General features: G+C 68.2%; 15 protein-coding genes. 4 read left to right on the forward strand and 11 right to left on the reverse strand.

All coding sequences use genetic code 11. The annotated features are described in order from the left end of the window. Positions 1-60 precede the first annotated feature (60 nt). Entirely contained in the window at positions 61-1,221 is a 1,161-nt protein-coding gene (locus EJP69_RS22685; protein WP_093195636.1) for an ABC transporter substrate-binding protein, read from the forward strand. Positions 1,222-1,326: 105 nt separating this feature from the next. Here the strand turns inward: EJP69_RS22685 and EJP69_RS22695 are convergent, their stop codons facing one another. The 8 genes from EJP69_RS22695 to EJP69_RS22730 all read right to left on the reverse strand — a co-directional run bounded on the left by EJP69_RS22695 (position 1,327) and on the right by EJP69_RS22730 (position 9,232). Continuing rightward, positions 1,327-2,031 carry an ABC transporter ATP-binding protein gene (locus EJP69_RS22695; RefSeq protein WP_093195635.1) on the reverse strand — a complete coding sequence of 235 codons (705 nt, stop codon included), beginning with the start codon at positions 2,029-2,031 and terminating at the stop codon, positions 1,327-1,329. Then, positions 2,024-2,809 (reverse strand): ABC transporter ATP-binding protein, encoded by a 786-nt coding sequence (locus tag EJP69_RS22700; RefSeq protein WP_126472591.1) that lies wholly within the window; start codon positions 2,807-2,809, stop codon positions 2,024-2,026. The genes EJP69_RS22695 and EJP69_RS22700 overlap by 8 nt, the downstream gene beginning before the upstream one ends. Beyond that, the gene (locus EJP69_RS22705; RefSeq protein WP_126472592.1) at positions 2,806-3,768 is read right to left on the reverse strand and encodes a branched-chain amino acid ABC transporter permease; all 963 of its coding nucleotides are present in this window, start codon (positions 3,766-3,768) and stop codon (positions 2,806-2,808) included. Before EJP69_RS22705 ends, EJP69_RS22700 begins: the two co-directional genes overlap by 4 nt. Continuing rightward, a complete protein-coding gene (locus tag EJP69_RS22710) occupies positions 3,765-4,625 on the reverse strand; it encodes a branched-chain amino acid ABC transporter permease (RefSeq protein ID WP_126472593.1) in 861 nt (286 codons plus the stop codon). The genes EJP69_RS22705 and EJP69_RS22710 overlap by 4 nt, the downstream gene beginning before the upstream one ends. A gap of 51 nt (positions 4,626-4,676) precedes the next feature. Beyond that, on the reverse strand, positions 4,677-5,870 hold the full coding sequence (locus tag EJP69_RS22715; protein ID WP_093300542.1) for an ABC transporter substrate-binding protein: 1,194 nt from the start codon (positions 5,868-5,870) through the stop codon (positions 4,677-4,679). A 111-nt stretch (positions 5,871-5,981) separates the two neighbouring features. Then, positions 5,982-6,305, reverse strand: coding sequence for a 2Fe-2S iron-sulfur cluster-binding protein (locus EJP69_RS22720; RefSeq protein ID WP_126472594.1), 324 nt, complete (start codon positions 6,303-6,305; stop codon positions 5,982-5,984). 117 nt (positions 6,306-6,422) lie between these two features. Next, on the reverse strand, positions 6,423-7,871 hold the full coding sequence (locus EJP69_RS22725) for a glutamine synthetase family protein (protein ID WP_126472595.1): 1,449 nt from the start codon (positions 7,869-7,871) through the stop codon (positions 6,423-6,425). Positions 7,872-7,894: 23 nt separating this feature from the next. After that, positions 7,895-9,232, reverse strand: coding sequence for an aromatic ring-hydroxylating dioxygenase subunit alpha (locus tag EJP69_RS22730; protein WP_093195628.1), 1,338 nt, complete (start codon positions 9,230-9,232; stop codon positions 7,895-7,897). A gap of 262 nt (positions 9,233-9,494) precedes the next feature. Here EJP69_RS22730 and EJP69_RS22735 point away from each other — a divergent pair, with 262 nt between their 5' ends. Together EJP69_RS22735 and EJP69_RS22740 are read left to right on the forward strand one after the other, a co-directional pair. Then, positions 9,495-10,229 (forward strand): GntR family transcriptional regulator, encoded by a 735-nt coding sequence (locus EJP69_RS22735; protein ID WP_093195627.1) that lies wholly within the window; start codon positions 9,495-9,497, stop codon positions 10,227-10,229. A gap of 115 nt (positions 10,230-10,344) precedes the next feature. Then, entirely contained in the window at positions 10,345-10,962 is a 618-nt protein-coding gene (locus EJP69_RS22740) for a TetR/AcrR family transcriptional regulator (protein WP_093300544.1), read from the forward strand. Between the two features lie 24 nt (positions 10,963-10,986). Here EJP69_RS22740 and EJP69_RS22745 read toward each other — a convergent pair whose 3' ends face one another. Next, positions 10,987-12,495, reverse strand: coding sequence for an amidase (locus EJP69_RS22745; RefSeq protein WP_126472596.1), 1,509 nt, complete (start codon positions 12,493-12,495; stop codon positions 10,987-10,989). Between the two features lie 72 nt (positions 12,496-12,567). Beyond that, on the reverse strand, positions 12,568-13,383 hold the full coding sequence (locus EJP69_RS22750; RefSeq protein WP_126472597.1) for a metallophosphoesterase: 816 nt from the start codon (positions 13,381-13,383) through the stop codon (positions 12,568-12,570). Positions 13,384-13,463: 80 nt separating this feature from the next. On the opposite strand from EJP69_RS22750, the gene EJP69_RS22755 reads away from it, so the two are divergent. Continuing rightward, the gene (locus EJP69_RS22755) at positions 13,464-13,682 is read left to right on the forward strand and encodes a hypothetical protein (protein WP_093195623.1); all 219 of its coding nucleotides are present in this window, start codon (positions 13,464-13,466) and stop codon (positions 13,680-13,682) included. 16 nt (positions 13,683-13,698) lie between these two features. Here the strand turns inward: EJP69_RS22755 and EJP69_RS22760 are convergent, their stop codons facing one another. After that, positions 13,699-14,679 carry a LysR family transcriptional regulator gene (locus tag EJP69_RS22760; RefSeq protein WP_093195622.1) on the reverse strand — a complete coding sequence of 327 codons (981 nt, stop codon included), beginning with the start codon at positions 14,677-14,679 and terminating at the stop codon, positions 13,699-13,701. Positions 14,680-14,745 lie beyond the last annotated feature (66 nt).

Below are 14,745 nucleotides of genomic sequence, written 5' to 3' on the forward strand. Positions count from 1 at the left end.
TACATTTCCTCCGAGATTGTGAACTTTTGTCACAGACGCCTTTCTTCTGGAGACTTCGACATGACCGTTCCCGTGCCGCGCGAGTCGATTGCGCCGCTTTCCACCAGCCGTCGTCGCGCACTGACCGGGCTGGCCGCCGCAACCGCCGCCGCAGGCCTCGGGTTTCCGGCGCTCGCGCAGAACCGGCCGCTGCGCATCGGGACCACCTTCGACAACAGCAGCGTCGAGAAGGCCAACGGTCAGGGGCTCTACCAGGGTTCGAGCGCCTTCTTCAACGCGCTGAACAAGGCGGGCGGCATCAACGGCACCAAGGTCGAGCTCGTGATGGCCGACGACACCTTCAAGCCCGAAGTGGCCAAGGCCAACGCGCTGGCCTTCGAGAAGGACAGCTCCGTGCTCGCGCTGGTGCACCCGCTGGGCACGCGCCAGACGGCCGAGGTGATGGACGCGGTGCCCGGCATGGCCGTGGTGGGCCCCATCACCGGCACCATCTCGCTTCGCAAGAAGAATTCGCCCAACACCTTCTGGGTGCGCGCCAACTACGACCAGGAAGTCGAGAAGCTGGTGAGCACCGCCGCCGTGCTGGGCCAGAGCCGCATCGGCCTCGTGCATTCGAACGACCCGCTGGGGCAGTCGGTGCTGGCCGCCTTCAAGAACGCGCTGGCCAAGGCCAAGCTGGAGCCGGCGGTGATCGCGACCACGCCCAACACCACCAGCATGGAAGTGGGCCCCGCCGCCGAAGCCATCGCCAAGGCCAAGCCGCAGGTGGTGGTGGTCGGGCTGGCCGGCACCGCGCCGGTATTCCTGAAGGCGCTGCGTGAGGCGGGCAACAGCAGCTCGGCCTACGGCCTGTCGATCACGGCCAGCGCGCTGTCGGCCATGGGCGACCTGGCCAAGGGCCTGGGCTTCGTGATCGTGGTGCCCTCGCCGTACTCGACCAAGTTCGAGATCGTGCGCCGCTACCAGGCCGACATGACGGCCAACGGCGTCAAGGAGTTCTCGCTCACCAGCCTCGAGGGCTACCTGAATGCCGCCGTGCTGGCCGAAGGCATGCGCCGCGCCGGCAGTTCGCTCACGCGCGCCTCGGTGATGTCGGGCCTCGCGAGCATCGAGAACTTCGACCTGGGCGGCGTGAAGATCAACTACGGGCGCACCAACCGCGAAGGCGGTCAGTTCGTGGACGTGGCCGTCATCGGCAGTCGCGGGCAGATGCTCAGCTAGGCCAGGTACTCCCCCAGGCTTCGCGCACTTCGTGTCGCTTCGCCAACCCCCTCGCCGGGGGCGACACCTGCGGCCCGGCAAAGCCGGTTCCGCGGTGTCCTGCAATCAGACCCCGACGCCCAGCAAGCCTTCCAGCAATTCCTGGTCGGCCGCCAGCTCCGCGCTCGGCCCCGCGTGCACCACCGTGCCGCGCTCCAGCACGATGGCCTTGTGCGTCATCTCCAGCGCGAGCACCGGATGCTGCTCGACCACGATCGAGGCGAGCCCTTCGGACTCGCACAGCCGGCGGATCGCCGCGGCGAGCTCTTCCACGATGATCGGCGCGAGGCCTTCCATGGGCTCGTCGAGCAGCAGCAGCTTCGGGTTGGTCATCAGCGCGCGGCCGATGGCGAGCATCTGCTGTTCGCCGCCCGAGAGCTGGTTGCCGTAGTTGCCGCGGCGCTCGCGCAGGCGCGGGAAGAAGTCGTAGACGCGCTTGAGGTTCCAGCCGCCCAGGCGCGAGATCACCGTGAGGTTCTCCTCGACGGTGAGCGAAGGGAACACCTCGCGCTCTTGCGGCACCCAGCCCAGCCCCGCGCGCACGCGCTGGTGCGAGGGCCAGCGCACGATGTCCGTGCCCTGCCAGCGGATCGCGCCCTGCATCACGCGTGTGTTGCCCATCAGCGTCTCGAGCAGCGTGGTCTTGCCCACGCCGTTGCGCCCGAGGATGGCGAGGCTTTCACCCTGCTGCAGGGAGAAAGCCAGCCGGTCGAGCACCACGGCGTTGCCATAGCCGGCGGTGACGTTGTCGAAGGCGAGTGCTTCAGGCATGTTGGTCGTGTGGGTGGTGATGGAGGTGCGAACTGCCCAGGTAGACCTCGCGCACGCGCGGGTCTGCGCCGATTTCCGAAGGCGTGCCCTCGGTGAGGATGCGGCCGCCCACCAGCACCGAGATGCGGCGCGCGAAGCGGAAGACCAGCTTCATGTCGTGCTCGATGAAGAGCACGCTGATGTCCCGCGGCAGCGCCGCGATGGCCTCGAACAGCTCGCCGCTCTCGTCCTCCGGCACGCCGGCGGCGGGTTCGTCGAGCAGCAGGATGCGGGGCTTGGCCGCGAGCGCGAGCGCGATCTCGAGCAGCCGCTGCTTGCCGTAGGCCAGCTCGGCCACGGGCACATCGGCGAGGCTGTCGAGCTTCAGCGTGCCCAGCAGGGCGTGCGCCTCGTCGAACACGGCCGTGCAGCCCTTCAGTGGCCGCCACCAGGTGGCGCCCAGCCCTTCGCGCTCGCTGATCGCCAGCACCACCGACAGCAGCGGCGTGAGACTGGGGAAGAGCGTGTTGATCTGGAAGGTGCGCGCCAGGCCCATGCGTGCGCGCTTGTCGCCCGGCAGGCGCGTGATGTCGAGCCCGCCCATGTGGATGCTGCCGCTGGTGGGCTTGAGCACGCCGGTCAGCAGGTTGATGAGCGTGGTCTTGCCCGCGCCGTTGGGCCCGATCAGCGCCTGCCGCGCGCCGGGTTCGAGCGAGAGGTTGACGTCGCCCACGGCCTGGAAAGCGCCGAAGCGCACGCCGAGGCCCTGCGTGCGCAGGGAGTGCGCGGTGTTCGTCATCGCGCCTTCCCCGTGCGCACGAAGCGCGAGAGCGCGCCCATGATGCCGCCGCGTCCCAGCATGACGGCCGCGATCAGGAAGATGCCGAGCCAGAACATCCAGTACTGCGGGTTCATGTCCGCGAACCAGTCGTGCACCAGCATGTAGACGATGGCGCCGATCATCCCGCCGTACAGCCGCCCCGTGCCTCCGAGCACCAGGATGATGAGCACCTCGGCCGAGCGGTTGAAGCTGATCGACTCGATGCCGACGAACTGCGTGGTCTGCGCCAGCAGGGCGCCTGCCACGCCAGCCACCGCCGCCGAGAAGGCGTAGGCCATGCGCAGCCGCGCTTCCACCGGCGAGCCGATGGCCGTCATGCGCTTGCGGCTGTCGTGGATGCCGCGCAGCGCCAGGCCGAAGGGCGAGCGCAGCACCAGCCGCACGAGCAGGAACATCGCGAGCACCACGCCGAAGGCATAGCAGAAGGCGGTCTTGCCGTAGAGGTCGAATTCGAAGAGGCCCAGCACCGGTGCGATGGCCACGCCCTGCAACCCGTCTGTGCCGCCGGTGATGCCCGAGAGCCGGTTGGCCAGCTCGTACAGCAGCACGCACACGCCGATGGTGATCATCAGCCGCGTGAGGTCGGCGCCGCGCACCACGAGATAGCTCAGCACGTAGCCCAGCGCGCCGCACACCGCCAGCGCGAACAAGAGGCCGCTGAAGGGCTCGCTCCAGCCGTACTTCGCGAGCAGGCCGGCCGCGTAGGCACCGGCGCCGAAGAAGGCCGCGTGGCCCACGGTGAGGATGCCCGCGTAGCCCAGCGCCATGTCGAGCGACACGGCGAACAGGCCGAAGATCATGACCTGGCTCATCAGCGTGAGCTTGTCGGGCAGCAGGAAGAAACTCGACGCGAGCGTGAGCCAGAACGCGGCTTCGGCGATGCGCATTTGCGCGGGGGAAAGGCTCAGGGCTCTCATGCGAGCCCCTTCTTCGCGACGATGCCGTTCGGCCGCACGAGCAGCATGACGATCATGAAGACGTAGATGAGAAATGCGCCGGTCTCCGGCAGGTAGTACTTGCCCGCCACGTCGACGATGCCGACCAGCAGCGCCGCGATGAAGGGCCCGGTGACGGTGCCCGCGCCGCCCACGCAGACCACCATCAGGAAGTAGACGAGGTACTTGAGCGGGAACGAGGGCTCCAGCCCCAGCATGCCGAGGCTCAGCGCGCCGCCGAGTCCCGCGAGGCCGCAGCCCAGCGAGAAGGTCAGGAAGAAGAGGCGCTGCACGTGTATGCCGGTGCCGCCGGCCACGCGCTGGTTGTCCACCGCTGCGCGCACCATCGCGCCGTAGCGGGTCTTGCCCAGGCCCAGCAGCAGCGCGGCCAGCACGAGCACGCCGCAGACGATCAGGAAGAGGCGGTAGCGGCCCACTTCGAGCCCCACGAGCGACACCTGCCCGTCGAGCGCCGGCGGCAGCGTGAAGGGCTGCATCGTCGGGCCGAAGAAGTAGGTGAAGGCGGCGATGGACACGAACACCACGCCGATCGACAGCAGCACCTGGTCGAGCGGATGCGCGCGGTAGAGGCGCCGGTAGAACAGGAACTCCAGCACCGCGCCCGTGACGGCAGCCGCCACGAAGGCGGCTGCCAGCGAGAGCCCGAAGCCCAGCCCGAAGTGGCTCATGAGCACGCTCGCGGCGTAGCCGCCCACCATCGCGAAGCTGCCGTGCGCGAGGTTGACGAAATTCATGAGCCCCATCGTGATGGACAGGCCCACGCCGATGAGAAAGAGGAGCATGCCGTAGGCCACTCCGTCGAAGATCACGATGCCCATGAATTTCCCGCTTGCTGACTCGCTGGCTGAACGATGGATACGAGGGCGCGCCTACTTGGCTGCGGCGCCTTCCTTGGCCGGGTCCTTCACGCGCTCGAACTTGTCGAACTCGACGTTCACCAGCTGGCCGTTCACGCGCTCGGTCTTGCGGATGTAGACGGTCTGCACGATGTCGCGGGTGGCCGGGTCGATCTCCACGGGGCCGCGCGGGCTCTCGAAGCTCAGGCCCTTGAGCGCGTCCATGAACTTGTCGCCGGCGGTGTCGCCCTTGGTCTTGGCCAGCGCGAGGTCGATGGCGGCCATCGCGTCGTAGGCGGTCACGGCGAAGTAGCTCGGGCGCAGCTTGGTGCCGTTGTCGGCGGCGAAGTCCTTCACGAACTTCTGGTTCTTCGGCGAGGGATGCGCGAACGAGTAGTGATGGCTGGTGACCAGGCCCAGCGCCACGTCGCCGGTGGCGTCGAGGTAGCTGTCGTCGGTGGCCTCGCCGGTGGCGTAGAGCTTGATGCCGGCCTGCTCCATGCCGCGCTCCTTCCACACCTTGAGGAAGGCCGGCGGCATCACGCCCGAGGGAAAGAAGAAGAACACGGCCTGGGGCTTGGCGTCCTTGATGCGCTGCACGTAGGCCGAGAAGTCGGGGTTGTTCATCGGCGTGCGCACCTCGCCCGAGACCTTGCCGCCGCCGGCGGTGAAGGTCTTCTTGAAGGCGGTTTCCGCGTCGACGCCCGAGGCGTAGTCGGCGACCACGGTGTAGGCGTCCTTGATGCCTTCCTTGAGCATGTAGCGCGCCATCGGGTCGGTGACCTGCTGCACGGTGAACGACAGGCGCGCCACGTAGGGCGAGCTGGTGGTGATGGCCGACGAGGCCGCGTTCATCACGATGGTCGGGATCTTCGCCTGCGTGGCGATGGCGCCCACGGCATACGCGTTGGGGCTGAAGTCCAGGCCGGTGAGCACGCTCACCTTGTCGCGCACGATGAGCTCCTGCGCGATTCGCTTGGCGGCGTCGGGCGCGGGGCCGGCGGTGTCCTTCTTGATGATCTCGACCGTGCGGCCGCCCACCTTGCCGCCGTGCTCCTTCAGGTAGAGCGCGATGCCGGCGTCGAACTGGCGGCCGTAGTCGGCGTACGGACCCGAGTAGGTGGCGATGAGGCCGATGCGCAGCGGCTCGCCGGCCGCATGCGCCGTGGCGCCCGCCAAGCCGAGGCCGGCCAGCAGCAGGGTCGAGAGGAGGGTTCTCTTGGTCATCGTCGTTGGCGTCATGGAAAAGGGCCTTTCAGGTGGAGTGGATGCGCCGATCGGGCGCCGCTGTCGTGTAACCGGGTGCAAACAAAGCGGGCGATGATGCCCGAGGGGGCGTCAAACCTGGGTATCGGGCACGCGCACCGTGAGGCCATCGAAGGCCGCGGTGATGCTGAGCTGGCAGCTCAGGCGCGAGCCGGGCCTGCGCTCGGACGCCACGGCATCGAGCAGCGCGCTCTCCATGTCGTCGGGCGGCGGCAGCAGGTCGATGAAGGCGTCGTCCACGTAGACGTGGCAGGTGGCGCAGGAACAGCATCCGCCGCACTCGGCGTCGATGCCGCGAACGTTGCCGCGGATGGCGGTCTCCATCACGCTGGCGCCGACCTTGGCGTCGACCTCGCGCGTGGTGCCGTCCTTGAGGATGTAGTGGATCGTGGGCATGGGTTTCAATGGAAATGGCGGCCGCCGCCGGGCCGCCCCAAGGCGGGCCGCGCCTCCCCCTCGGGGGGTGGAGTTACACGCAGCGAAGCGGAGTGAAAAGCCGGGAGGCTCATGGCTCTAGAACATGTCGAAATACTCGCGGTGTTCCCACTCGCTGACTTCCAGGTTGAAGCGGGCGATCTCCGCTTCCTTGATGTGGCAGAGGTAGTCGACGAAGGTCTTGCCCATCTGCGCGTTGAGCATCTCGTCGCGGCGCAGGCAGGCGAGGGCGTCGCCCAACGAACGGGGCAGCTGCTCCGCAGGCGTCTCGTAGGGCGCGTCGGCCGAGGGGCCGGGGTCGATCCGGTTGCGGATGCCGTCCAGGCCCGAGAAGAGCTGGGATGCGAGATACAGGTACGGGTTGGCCGTCGGCTCGCCCACGCGGTTCTCGATGCGCGTGGCGGACTGGCCCGGGCCGCCGAGCACGCGCAGCATCGCGCCGCGGTTGTCCTTGGCCCAGATTGCGCGGTCGGGTGCGAGCGAGAAGGGGCGGTAGCGCCGGTAGCCGTTGATGGTGGGGCTCGCCAGCGCCGCGGCGCCGCAGGCGTGCGCCTTGAGGCCGCCGAGGTAGTGCATGCCGGTCTCGCTCAGCGGCTGGCCGCTTGCGGCTTCCGGCATGAAGGCGTTGACGCCGTCGCTCTTGCGGCGCAGCGACTGGTGCAGGTGCCAGCCGCTGGACATCACGTTCGGGATCTTCGGCCGGCACATGAAGGTGGCATGCAGCCCGTTGCGCTGGCAGACCTGCTTGATGGCGCTGCGCAGCAGCACCATGGTGTCGGCGGGCATGACGCCGGCGGTGGGGCCGAAGGTCAGCTCGAACTGGCTGGGGCCGAATTCGATTTCCAGCGAGCGCAGCGGCAGGCCGAGCGCCATGAGCTGCGAGCGCAGCAGCTCCATCAGCCCGTCGACGCGGTCGTAGCGCAGCTCGGTGAGGTACTGGTGGCCGTGCGAGAGCAGCGACACGCGCGGCGGCTCGCCGGGCTGGCCGGAGTCGGCCAGGCCCATGCGCGCGTCGTCGAGCCTGAAGACATGGAACTCGACCTCGAGGCCGGCGATGAAGTCCAGCCCCAGCTCGTCGAGCTGGTGCACCGCGCGCTGCAGGATCTGCCGCGTGGCGAAGGGGCAGGGCTTGCCGTCTGCCATGTAGGCGTCGCACATCACCCAGCCGGTGCGCGGCGACCACGGCAGGACCTTGAAGGTGGCCGGGTCGGCCACGATGGTGAAGTCGGCGCCGCCCTGCAGGCCCTCGACGGCGAAGCCCCCGCCCTGGGTGAACACCGGGAACACGGTCTTGTGCGAGGTGTCCTTGGCCAGCAGGGTGGAGGTGAGGTTCACGCCCTCCCAGAGGGCCGAGCGCGCCTCGGCGGCGACGAGCGTCTTGCCGCGCAGGATGCCGTGCTGGTCGGGCCAGGCGAAGCGGACGAGATCGACCTCGCCGCTGTCGATGCGGCGCACCAGCTCCCTGGCCTGCGCGTGCTGGTCTTCGCTCCAGAGGCCGAAGCGGTCGACGAATGTGTGGCTGCTCATGGCGCGTGCGTCCTGTGAGCGGGTCAGGCAGCGGCCAGGCGTGCGGAGGCCCAGTCCGACTTCAGGCGCCGTGCGCGGTCGGCGTCCTGCCAGTAGGCCTCGGTGGAGGCTTCGTCGGCGACGTTGCGGCCGATGCCGTCGATGGAGGGCGGGCCGGTCATGGCGCCGGCCTGTGCGGCGTCGATGACCATCGGCGCGCCTTCGCCGGCGAGCGTGGCCTCGATGGCCTTCACCAGCACGCGGCGGTAGGCAATGATCCCCTTGTCGGTGCTGCCCAGGTGCTCGCGCGTGCGGTCCTGGATGGGGCCCTGCGACTCCACCGCCCACTGGTCGTGCACGTTGATGTCGTCGCCCATGCCGGTGTAGGTCTCGGTGAGCTGTTCCTCGATGCTGTAGCCGTAGTTGTTGCGCTTGTTCTTGCGCGAGGTGTAGTCGGGCAGCTCGTAGAGCTTCAGGCGCTGCTCGCGCATCTGCTGCTTGTCGACCGGGCCGGTGAAGCTGGTGAAGATGGCGTACCAGTAGCAGTGCGTGTCGTCCACCGGCACGTGCCACTGCGAGATGGTCATCTCGGAGCTCATCGGGATCACGAAGGCCTGCGGGAACACCAGGTTGGTCACGCGCACGTGGGTGGTGTCTTCCGACAGCTTGCGCAGCGCCTTCAGGCGGAAGCCGTAGTCGGTGGGCTCGACGCTGATGTCGGGCCGGTCGTACTCGCGCAGCACCTTGGTGATGGGCATGTCGGAGTCGGCCGAGGCGCCGCGGAACTGCTTGCCGTAGCTCTCGGAGGTGTCCTCGTCCTCGAAGAAGCGGTGCAGGTAAGAGGCGTGCGCCGGGTCGATGCCCACTTCGAGCGCCTGCAGCCAGTTGCACTCGAACAGGCCCTTGAACGCGAAGGTGTGGGTGTCGGGCGCGACGAAGCAGTCGAACTCGGGAAAGGCGGGGGGCTCGCCCTCGCCGATGTAGGCGAAGACCACGCCGCTCTTTTCGACCACCGGGTAGGCCGACTGCTTGATGCGGCTGCACAGCTTGCTGGTGGCGGGCTCGGCGGGGGTTTCGAGGCAGTTGCCCTTGGCGTCGAACAGCCAGCCGTGGAAGGCGCAGCGGATGCCGCCGTTCTCGAGCCGGCCGAAGGCGAGGTCGGCGCCGCGGTGCGGGCAGTCTCGGTCGAGCATGCCGAGCTGGCCGCTCTCGTCGCGGAACAGGACGAAGTCCTGCCCCATGAGCTTCACGGGCTTGACCGGGCGCGGGCCGGCCAGTTCGTCGGCCAGGGCCACCGGCTGCCAGTAGCGGCGCAGCAGCTTGCCGGCGGGGGCGCCGGGTCCGACGCGGGTGATGAAATCGTTCTGCTCTGCGCTGATCATCGTGCGGGCTCCATCGTGGGGACTGTGGAAAGAGGTCTGCAGCTATTGCATGCAACTGTATACATTCTGTTGGTGATCCTCGATCCGGGTCAAACTTTCATCTGCCGTTTCGCCCCGATTTGGGGCTTTGAAAGCCGAAAATCAGGGTAAACGCTGAGCGTATCGTCAGTTTTTGACACTTCTTGTGAAGCAGTGCATGCAACAACTGAGCCAGCGTAAATACGCTGCGTGCAATGCCGGCCTCGTCTCCTAGAATTCGCCGATGGACTCCCAACAATCCCGCGTGCTCGTGCAACTGCGCGACATGATCCTCAAGGGCGAATTCGTGCCCGGAGAGCGGCTGGCCGAGATCCCGCTGGCCGAGAAGCTCGAGGCTTCACGCACCCCGGTGCGGCTGGCGCTGGCCAGCCTGGAGCACGAAGGGCTGATCGAGCAGTCGCCCAGCGGCGGCTACCAGATGCGCCGTTTCACCTCGCAGGAGGTGGCCGACGCCATCCGCGTGCGCGGCGTGATCGAAGGCTTCGCCGCGCGCCTGCTGGCCGAGGACGGCGCGCCCCGCCAGCTGCTGCGCGACCTCAAGGACTGCCTCGAGGACGGCGATCGCGCCGTCAACAAGCCGAGCATGGAGCTCGACGACTACGCGGCCTACGTCGAGATGAACGACCGCTTCCACAAGCTGATCATCGAAGGCTGCGGCAACCTCGCGCTCAAGCGGGTGATGGACATGCTCGGCGGCCAGCCCTTCGCCGCCCCCAGTGCCATGCTGCCGATGCAGTCGTCGATGGAAGAGGGCCAGCAGTGGATGCGGCAGGCGCACCGCACGCACCATGCGATGGTGCAGGCCATCGAGCGCGGGCAGGGCTCGCGGGCGCAGGCGCTGGGCGAGGAGCACGTCGAGATCGCGCGCATGAACCTCGACTACGCGCTGGAGCGGCCCGAGCTGGCAGCCGAGCTGATGCCGGGCATCAAGCTGGTGTCCAAGGGGCGCGGCGGCTGAGACCGAGGCTGAGGCCGAGGATGAGTGAAGGCAACCGGTTGGTAATTAATAGACTGGCTGGTATTTCGGCATCCGCGCCGTCTGCCCAGCGACGGGCAAGACTAGAATTTCCGGCATGAGCGCCACCGCCCCCGTCAAGACCTCGTTCAAGGAACAGATGCTGCTGGCCCGCGAAGAGGCCATCGTGCAGACCGCCAACCGCCTGCTTGCCGAGAAGGGCTTCGAATCGATGACGGTCGACGAGGTCGCCGCATCCGTCGGCATCGCCAAGGCCAGCCTCTACAAGCACTTTCCGAGCAAGGAAGACTTGGCCGCCGCCGCGATGGTGCGCATCATGCAGCGCACCCTCGATTTCCTGGCCTCGGTTCCGGCCGACGACAAGCCGGCCGCCAAGCTGCGCGCAGTTGTGCGCTGGGCGATGGAAGTGCAGCTGGCCGGCGAGATGCCCCTGCTGCCTCACCAGAACTCCAGCCTGCGCGCCACGCTGATGGGCAACAAGGGCTACCTCGACCGCCTCGTGACCATCAGCGACCGGCTCGGCGGCTGGATCCAGGCGGCGCAGGCCGACGGCTCGCTCAACCCGAAGCTGCCGGCGATCGCCGTGCTCTACACGCTGTTCGCGCGCGCCTGCGATCCGGTGCTGGGCTTCCTGAAAGCCGGCGGACAGCAGACCGACGAGCAGATCGTCGAACTGGTGCTCGCGACCTGCTTCGACGGCCTGGCCGCGCGCTGAGCGGCTGGCGAGAAGGCAGCCCCCTCAGCTGCTGACAAGCGCGCGCCGCGGGGCCACCACCGCCTCCACCGCCGCGCCGACCGCCAGCAGCCGGTGATCGGTATTGCCGATGCTGGCGAGCATCAGCCCGACGGGCGCCGTGCCCGCGTCGTGGCAGGGTACCGAGAGCGCGCAGCCGTCGAACAGGTTCACCACCGAGGGGTTGCGCAGCATGCGGGCGTTGATGCGGTAGTAGGTGTCGTCGTCCTTCAGCACCTCGGCGATCGGCGGGGCGATGTCGGGCGTGGTGGGCATCAGCATCGCGTCGTAGCCGATGGCGGCCGTGTTGATCGAGCGGATGAACTGGCGGCGCAGCGCCTGCAGCTGCAGGTAGTCGGGCGCGGTGATGGTTTCGCCGGTCTTGATGCGGGCCAGCACGCGCGGGTCGTACTTGGCCGCGCCGGTCTTGATGATCTCCCGGTGCCAGGTGAAGGCCTCGGCGGCGGTGATCATGCCGCGCGGGTTGATGGCCGGCGCCTTCGCGAACTCCGTCATCGGCAGCTCGGTGACGGCGGCGCCGGCGGCCGAGAGCTTGGCCAGCGCCGACGCGAATGCCGCGGCCACGGGCGGCGAGAGCTCGTCCTGGAAGAAGGTCTTGGGCACCGCGAAGCGCAGCCCGCGCATCGGCAGCACGCGCAGCGGCCGCTGCAGCTCGGCGGCCAGCACGGCGTCGAGCAGGGCGCAGTCTTCGACCGTCCAGGCCATCGGGCCGGCAGAGTCGAAGGAGGTCGACAGCGGCATCACGCCGTCGAGCGGAATGCGCCGCTGCGTCGGCTTGAAGCCCACCAGCCCGTTGAGCGCGGCCGGGATCCGCAGCGAGCCGCCGGTGTCGGTGCCGATGGCGCCGGCCGCCATGCCGTCGGCCACCGAGATTGCGCCGCCCGAGGTCGAGCCTCCGGGAATGCGGCCCGTCGCGCGGTCGTAGACGTTCTTCGGCGTGCCGTAGTGCGGGTTGATGCCCAGCCCTGTGTAGGCGAACTCGACCGTGTTGCTGCGTCCGATGACGATCGCGCCGGCACGCCGCAGCCGCTCGACCACGAGGGCGTCGCGCACCGCAGGCGGCTGGCCGGCCAGCACCATCGAGCCGCCGAGCGTGGTGACGCCGGCTTCGTCGAACAGGTCCTTCAGCGAGATCGGGATGCCGGCGATGGGCGAGGCAGCCGGGCGGCCGCTCTTGCGCTCGGCGTCGAGCCGGGCCGCCGTGGCGCGGGCCGAGTCGGCGTGCACCCGGATGAAGGTGCGCGCGCCTTCGCCGGCGGGGTTCTGGATGGCGGCCAGCGCTTCTTCCACCAGCTGGCTGCTGCTGAGGCTGCCGGCGGCGAGGCGGCGCGACATCTCGGTCATCGAGAGCTGGCCCATGGCCCTGCCGGTGGCCGGCTCCGTCGATCCCTGGGCAAAGGCCCTCGGCCATAGGGAGAGCAGGCCCGTGGCCGCGGCTGCGCCGGCGGTCTGCTGCAGGAAGTTACGTCGTTGTTGTGTCTGCTGCTGCGTCATGGCGCGCTCCCCATCGATCAGATGGAATCGGGCCAGTCTACACAGCGACGGCTGCCAAGGCGTTGCCGACCGTTACCGGGTGCCGGGCACCTCGATCAGCAGCTGGGGCTTGTAGCCTTCCTGTTCGCCGTTGCGGGCGTAGCCCAGCGGGTTGGCGACCACGCGGCAGCCGTTCTTGATGTAGTCGGACGGGCAATGCAGGTGGCCGTGCAGCCACAGCCTGGCCTGGGGCAGCAGTTCGTCGAGCGCATTGCAGAAACCGGCGGTGCCCGGTGTCAATCCGTAGCGCGGATCCGCGCTTTCGAGGCTGGGCGCGAAGTGGGTGATGGCCACCGTGGTGCCCTCGAAAGGCTCGGCCAGCGCCTGCGTGAGCCAGGTCTGGCAGGCCAGCGCTTGGTCGCGCAGCTGTGCGGCGAGGAAAAGTTCGCCGTTACGCATGGTGGCCGCTTTTTCAAGATAGAAATCGGCCGCGCGCATCGCCTTGCCGCGTTTCTTGAGCGCCTCGGCCAAGCTGTCGGTCGGCTCGGCCAGTGCGTCGAAATCGGCCCAGAGCGTGGTGCCGACGAAGCGGACGCCTTCTATCACCCGGGTTTCGCGCTCCAGCCAGATGATGTCTAGCTCGTCGCAGAGCGCGTGCAGGCGCTGGTGGGTCTCGTCGAAGTCGACGCTGTCGTACTCGTGGTTGCCCGGCACGTAGATCACCGGCATCGGCCAGCCGTTGCGGGGCGAAAACCTGCCCAGGCCGAAATCGGTGTCGGTCAGGCGGGAGCCCTGCTGGTAGGAGCCGATGTCGCCCGCAAGTATCAGCAGGTCTGCGCCCGGCAGCGGCTTGGCGCGGAAGTGGGGATGGGACTCCAGGTGCAGGTCGGACAGCAGTTGCAGCTTCATCGTCGGGCCAGTCTAGGTGAATTGCCCCATGCATGACGCGCATAAAGCCCGGGTTGATTTGCTAGGGTTAACCCTTATTCTTGGAACATCAACCACTCAAGCGCAGCCACGAGCCGCGCACCATCATGTTCAGCCTCATCGCCCAAGTGGCCCGTTTCTTCCGTTCCTCCAGCGTCAATGCCCCGGCCAGCCACGCCGCCGCGCTGATGGAAAGCGCCGACATGCGCGCCGGCCGCGGCGCTCATCACGCCCAGGAACTGCGCGCTGCAGCCAGCGCCTGGCTCAGCGTCGTCCGCTGATCCAATCCTGGTTCGGTCAGCCGGGCACTTTCTGCCCGAGGACCGACCCGGCGAAAGCCGCGGCCGCCGAGCGCAGCAGCGCATTGCGCAGCCATTCGTGCGAGTGCCCGTGCTGGGCGCGCCGGTGCCAGATGGCGTCGACGTGCACCGGGGGCTGATCGAAGGGCAGGTCGCGCAGCACCAGCTGGTCGTCGATGCCGGTCACGGTCACGAAGTGACGAGGCAGCACGGTCAGCAGGTCTGAATTGGCGACCACCCGGCCCGCCGTGAAGAACTGGTTCACCGTCACCACGATCCGCCGCTCGCGCCCCATGGCGCCCAGCGTCTGGTCGATGAAGCCGTAGGGCCGCCCCGAGAAGCTCACCAGCAGGTGACGGGCGGCGCAGTAGTCGTCCAGCGTGAGGGGCGCATTGGCCAGCGGATGGCCCCGTCGCATCACGCATACATATTGACCCAGGTAGAGCCGCTGGGTCTCGAACGGCACCCCCACCCCCGACTGCCCCCGCGCCGCGAGGCTCGCGATCACCGCCGGGAAGTAGCCGACGGCCATGTCGACTTCTTCCTGTTCCAGCATGCGGCGCGGATCGCGCGTGGTCAGCGGCAGCACGCGCAGCGAAATGGCGGGAGCTTCCTGTTCGGCGATCTGGACCAGGCCCGGAATGAGCTCGGCCGCGGTGGCGTCGGCCATCGCCAGCAGGAAAGTGGTGTCGGCGACGCCGGCATCGAACTCACCGGGGGCCAGCGTGTGCTGCAGCTGGCGCAGGGAGTCCCGTACGGTCGGCCAGAGGGCGAGCGCCCGCGGCGTGGGCTCCACGCCGGCGCCCGAGCGGCGCACCAGCTCATCTCCAAGAACCTCGCGCAGGCGTCGCAGTGCGTTGCTTACCGCCGGCTGTGTGATCGACAGGTTGCGGGCGGCGCGCGTGAGGTTGCGTTCTGCCATCACCTCGTCGAAGACGCGGAGCAGGTTGAGGTCTAGCGTGCGAAAGTTGACGTCCATCAGTCTTGTGAATGATAAACATCAGAAAGATAAAGTGGATAAACACTAGGGTAAGCCCTAATATCA

Source organism: Variovorax gossypii, from assembly GCF_003965815.1.
GTDB classification, from domain to species: domain Bacteria; phylum Pseudomonadota; class Gammaproteobacteria; order Burkholderiales; family Burkholderiaceae_C; genus Variovorax; species Variovorax gossypii.

Coding starts and splice junctions, on each gene's coding strand:
- EJP69_RS22685 (WP_093195636.1), top strand. CDS start 61: ATGACCGTTCCCGTGCCGCGCGAGTCGATTGCGCCGCTTTCCACCAGC.
- EJP69_RS22695 (WP_093195635.1), bottom strand. CDS start 2,031: ATGCCTGAAGCACTCGCCTTCGACAACGTCACCGCCGGCTATGGCAAC.
- EJP69_RS22700 (WP_126472591.1), bottom strand. CDS start 2,809: ATGACGAACACCGCGCACTCCCTGCGCACGCAGGGCCTCGGCGTGCGC.
- EJP69_RS22705 (WP_126472592.1), bottom strand. CDS start 3,768: ATGAGAGCCCTGAGCCTTTCCCCCGCGCAAATGCGCATCGCCGAAGCC.
- EJP69_RS22710 (WP_126472593.1), bottom strand. CDS start 4,625: ATGGGCATCGTGATCTTCGACGGAGTGGCCTACGGCATGCTCCTCTTT.
- EJP69_RS22715 (WP_093300542.1), bottom strand. CDS start 5,870: ATGACCAAGAGAACCCTCCTCTCGACCCTGCTGCTGGCCGGCCTCGGC.
- EJP69_RS22720 (WP_126472594.1), bottom strand. CDS start 6,305: ATGCCCACGATCCACTACATCCTCAAGGACGGCACCACGCGCGAGGTC.
- EJP69_RS22725 (WP_126472595.1), bottom strand. CDS start 7,871: ATGAGCAGCCACACATTCGTCGACCGCTTCGGCCTCTGGAGCGAAGAC.
- EJP69_RS22730 (WP_093195628.1), bottom strand. CDS start 9,232: ATGATCAGCGCAGAGCAGAACGATTTCATCACCCGCGTCGGACCCGGC.
- EJP69_RS22735 (WP_093195627.1), top strand. CDS start 9,495: ATGGACTCCCAACAATCCCGCGTGCTCGTGCAACTGCGCGACATGATC.
- EJP69_RS22740 (WP_093300544.1), top strand. CDS start 10,345: ATGAGCGCCACCGCCCCCGTCAAGACCTCGTTCAAGGAACAGATGCTG.
- EJP69_RS22745 (WP_126472596.1), bottom strand. CDS start 12,495: ATGACGCAGCAGCAGACACAACAACGACGTAACTTCCTGCAGCAGACC.
- EJP69_RS22750 (WP_126472597.1), bottom strand. CDS start 13,383: ATGAAGCTGCAACTGCTGTCCGACCTGCACCTGGAGTCCCATCCCCAC.
- EJP69_RS22760 (WP_093195622.1), bottom strand. CDS start 14,679: ATGGACGTCAACTTTCGCACGCTAGACCTCAACCTGCTCCGCGTCTTC.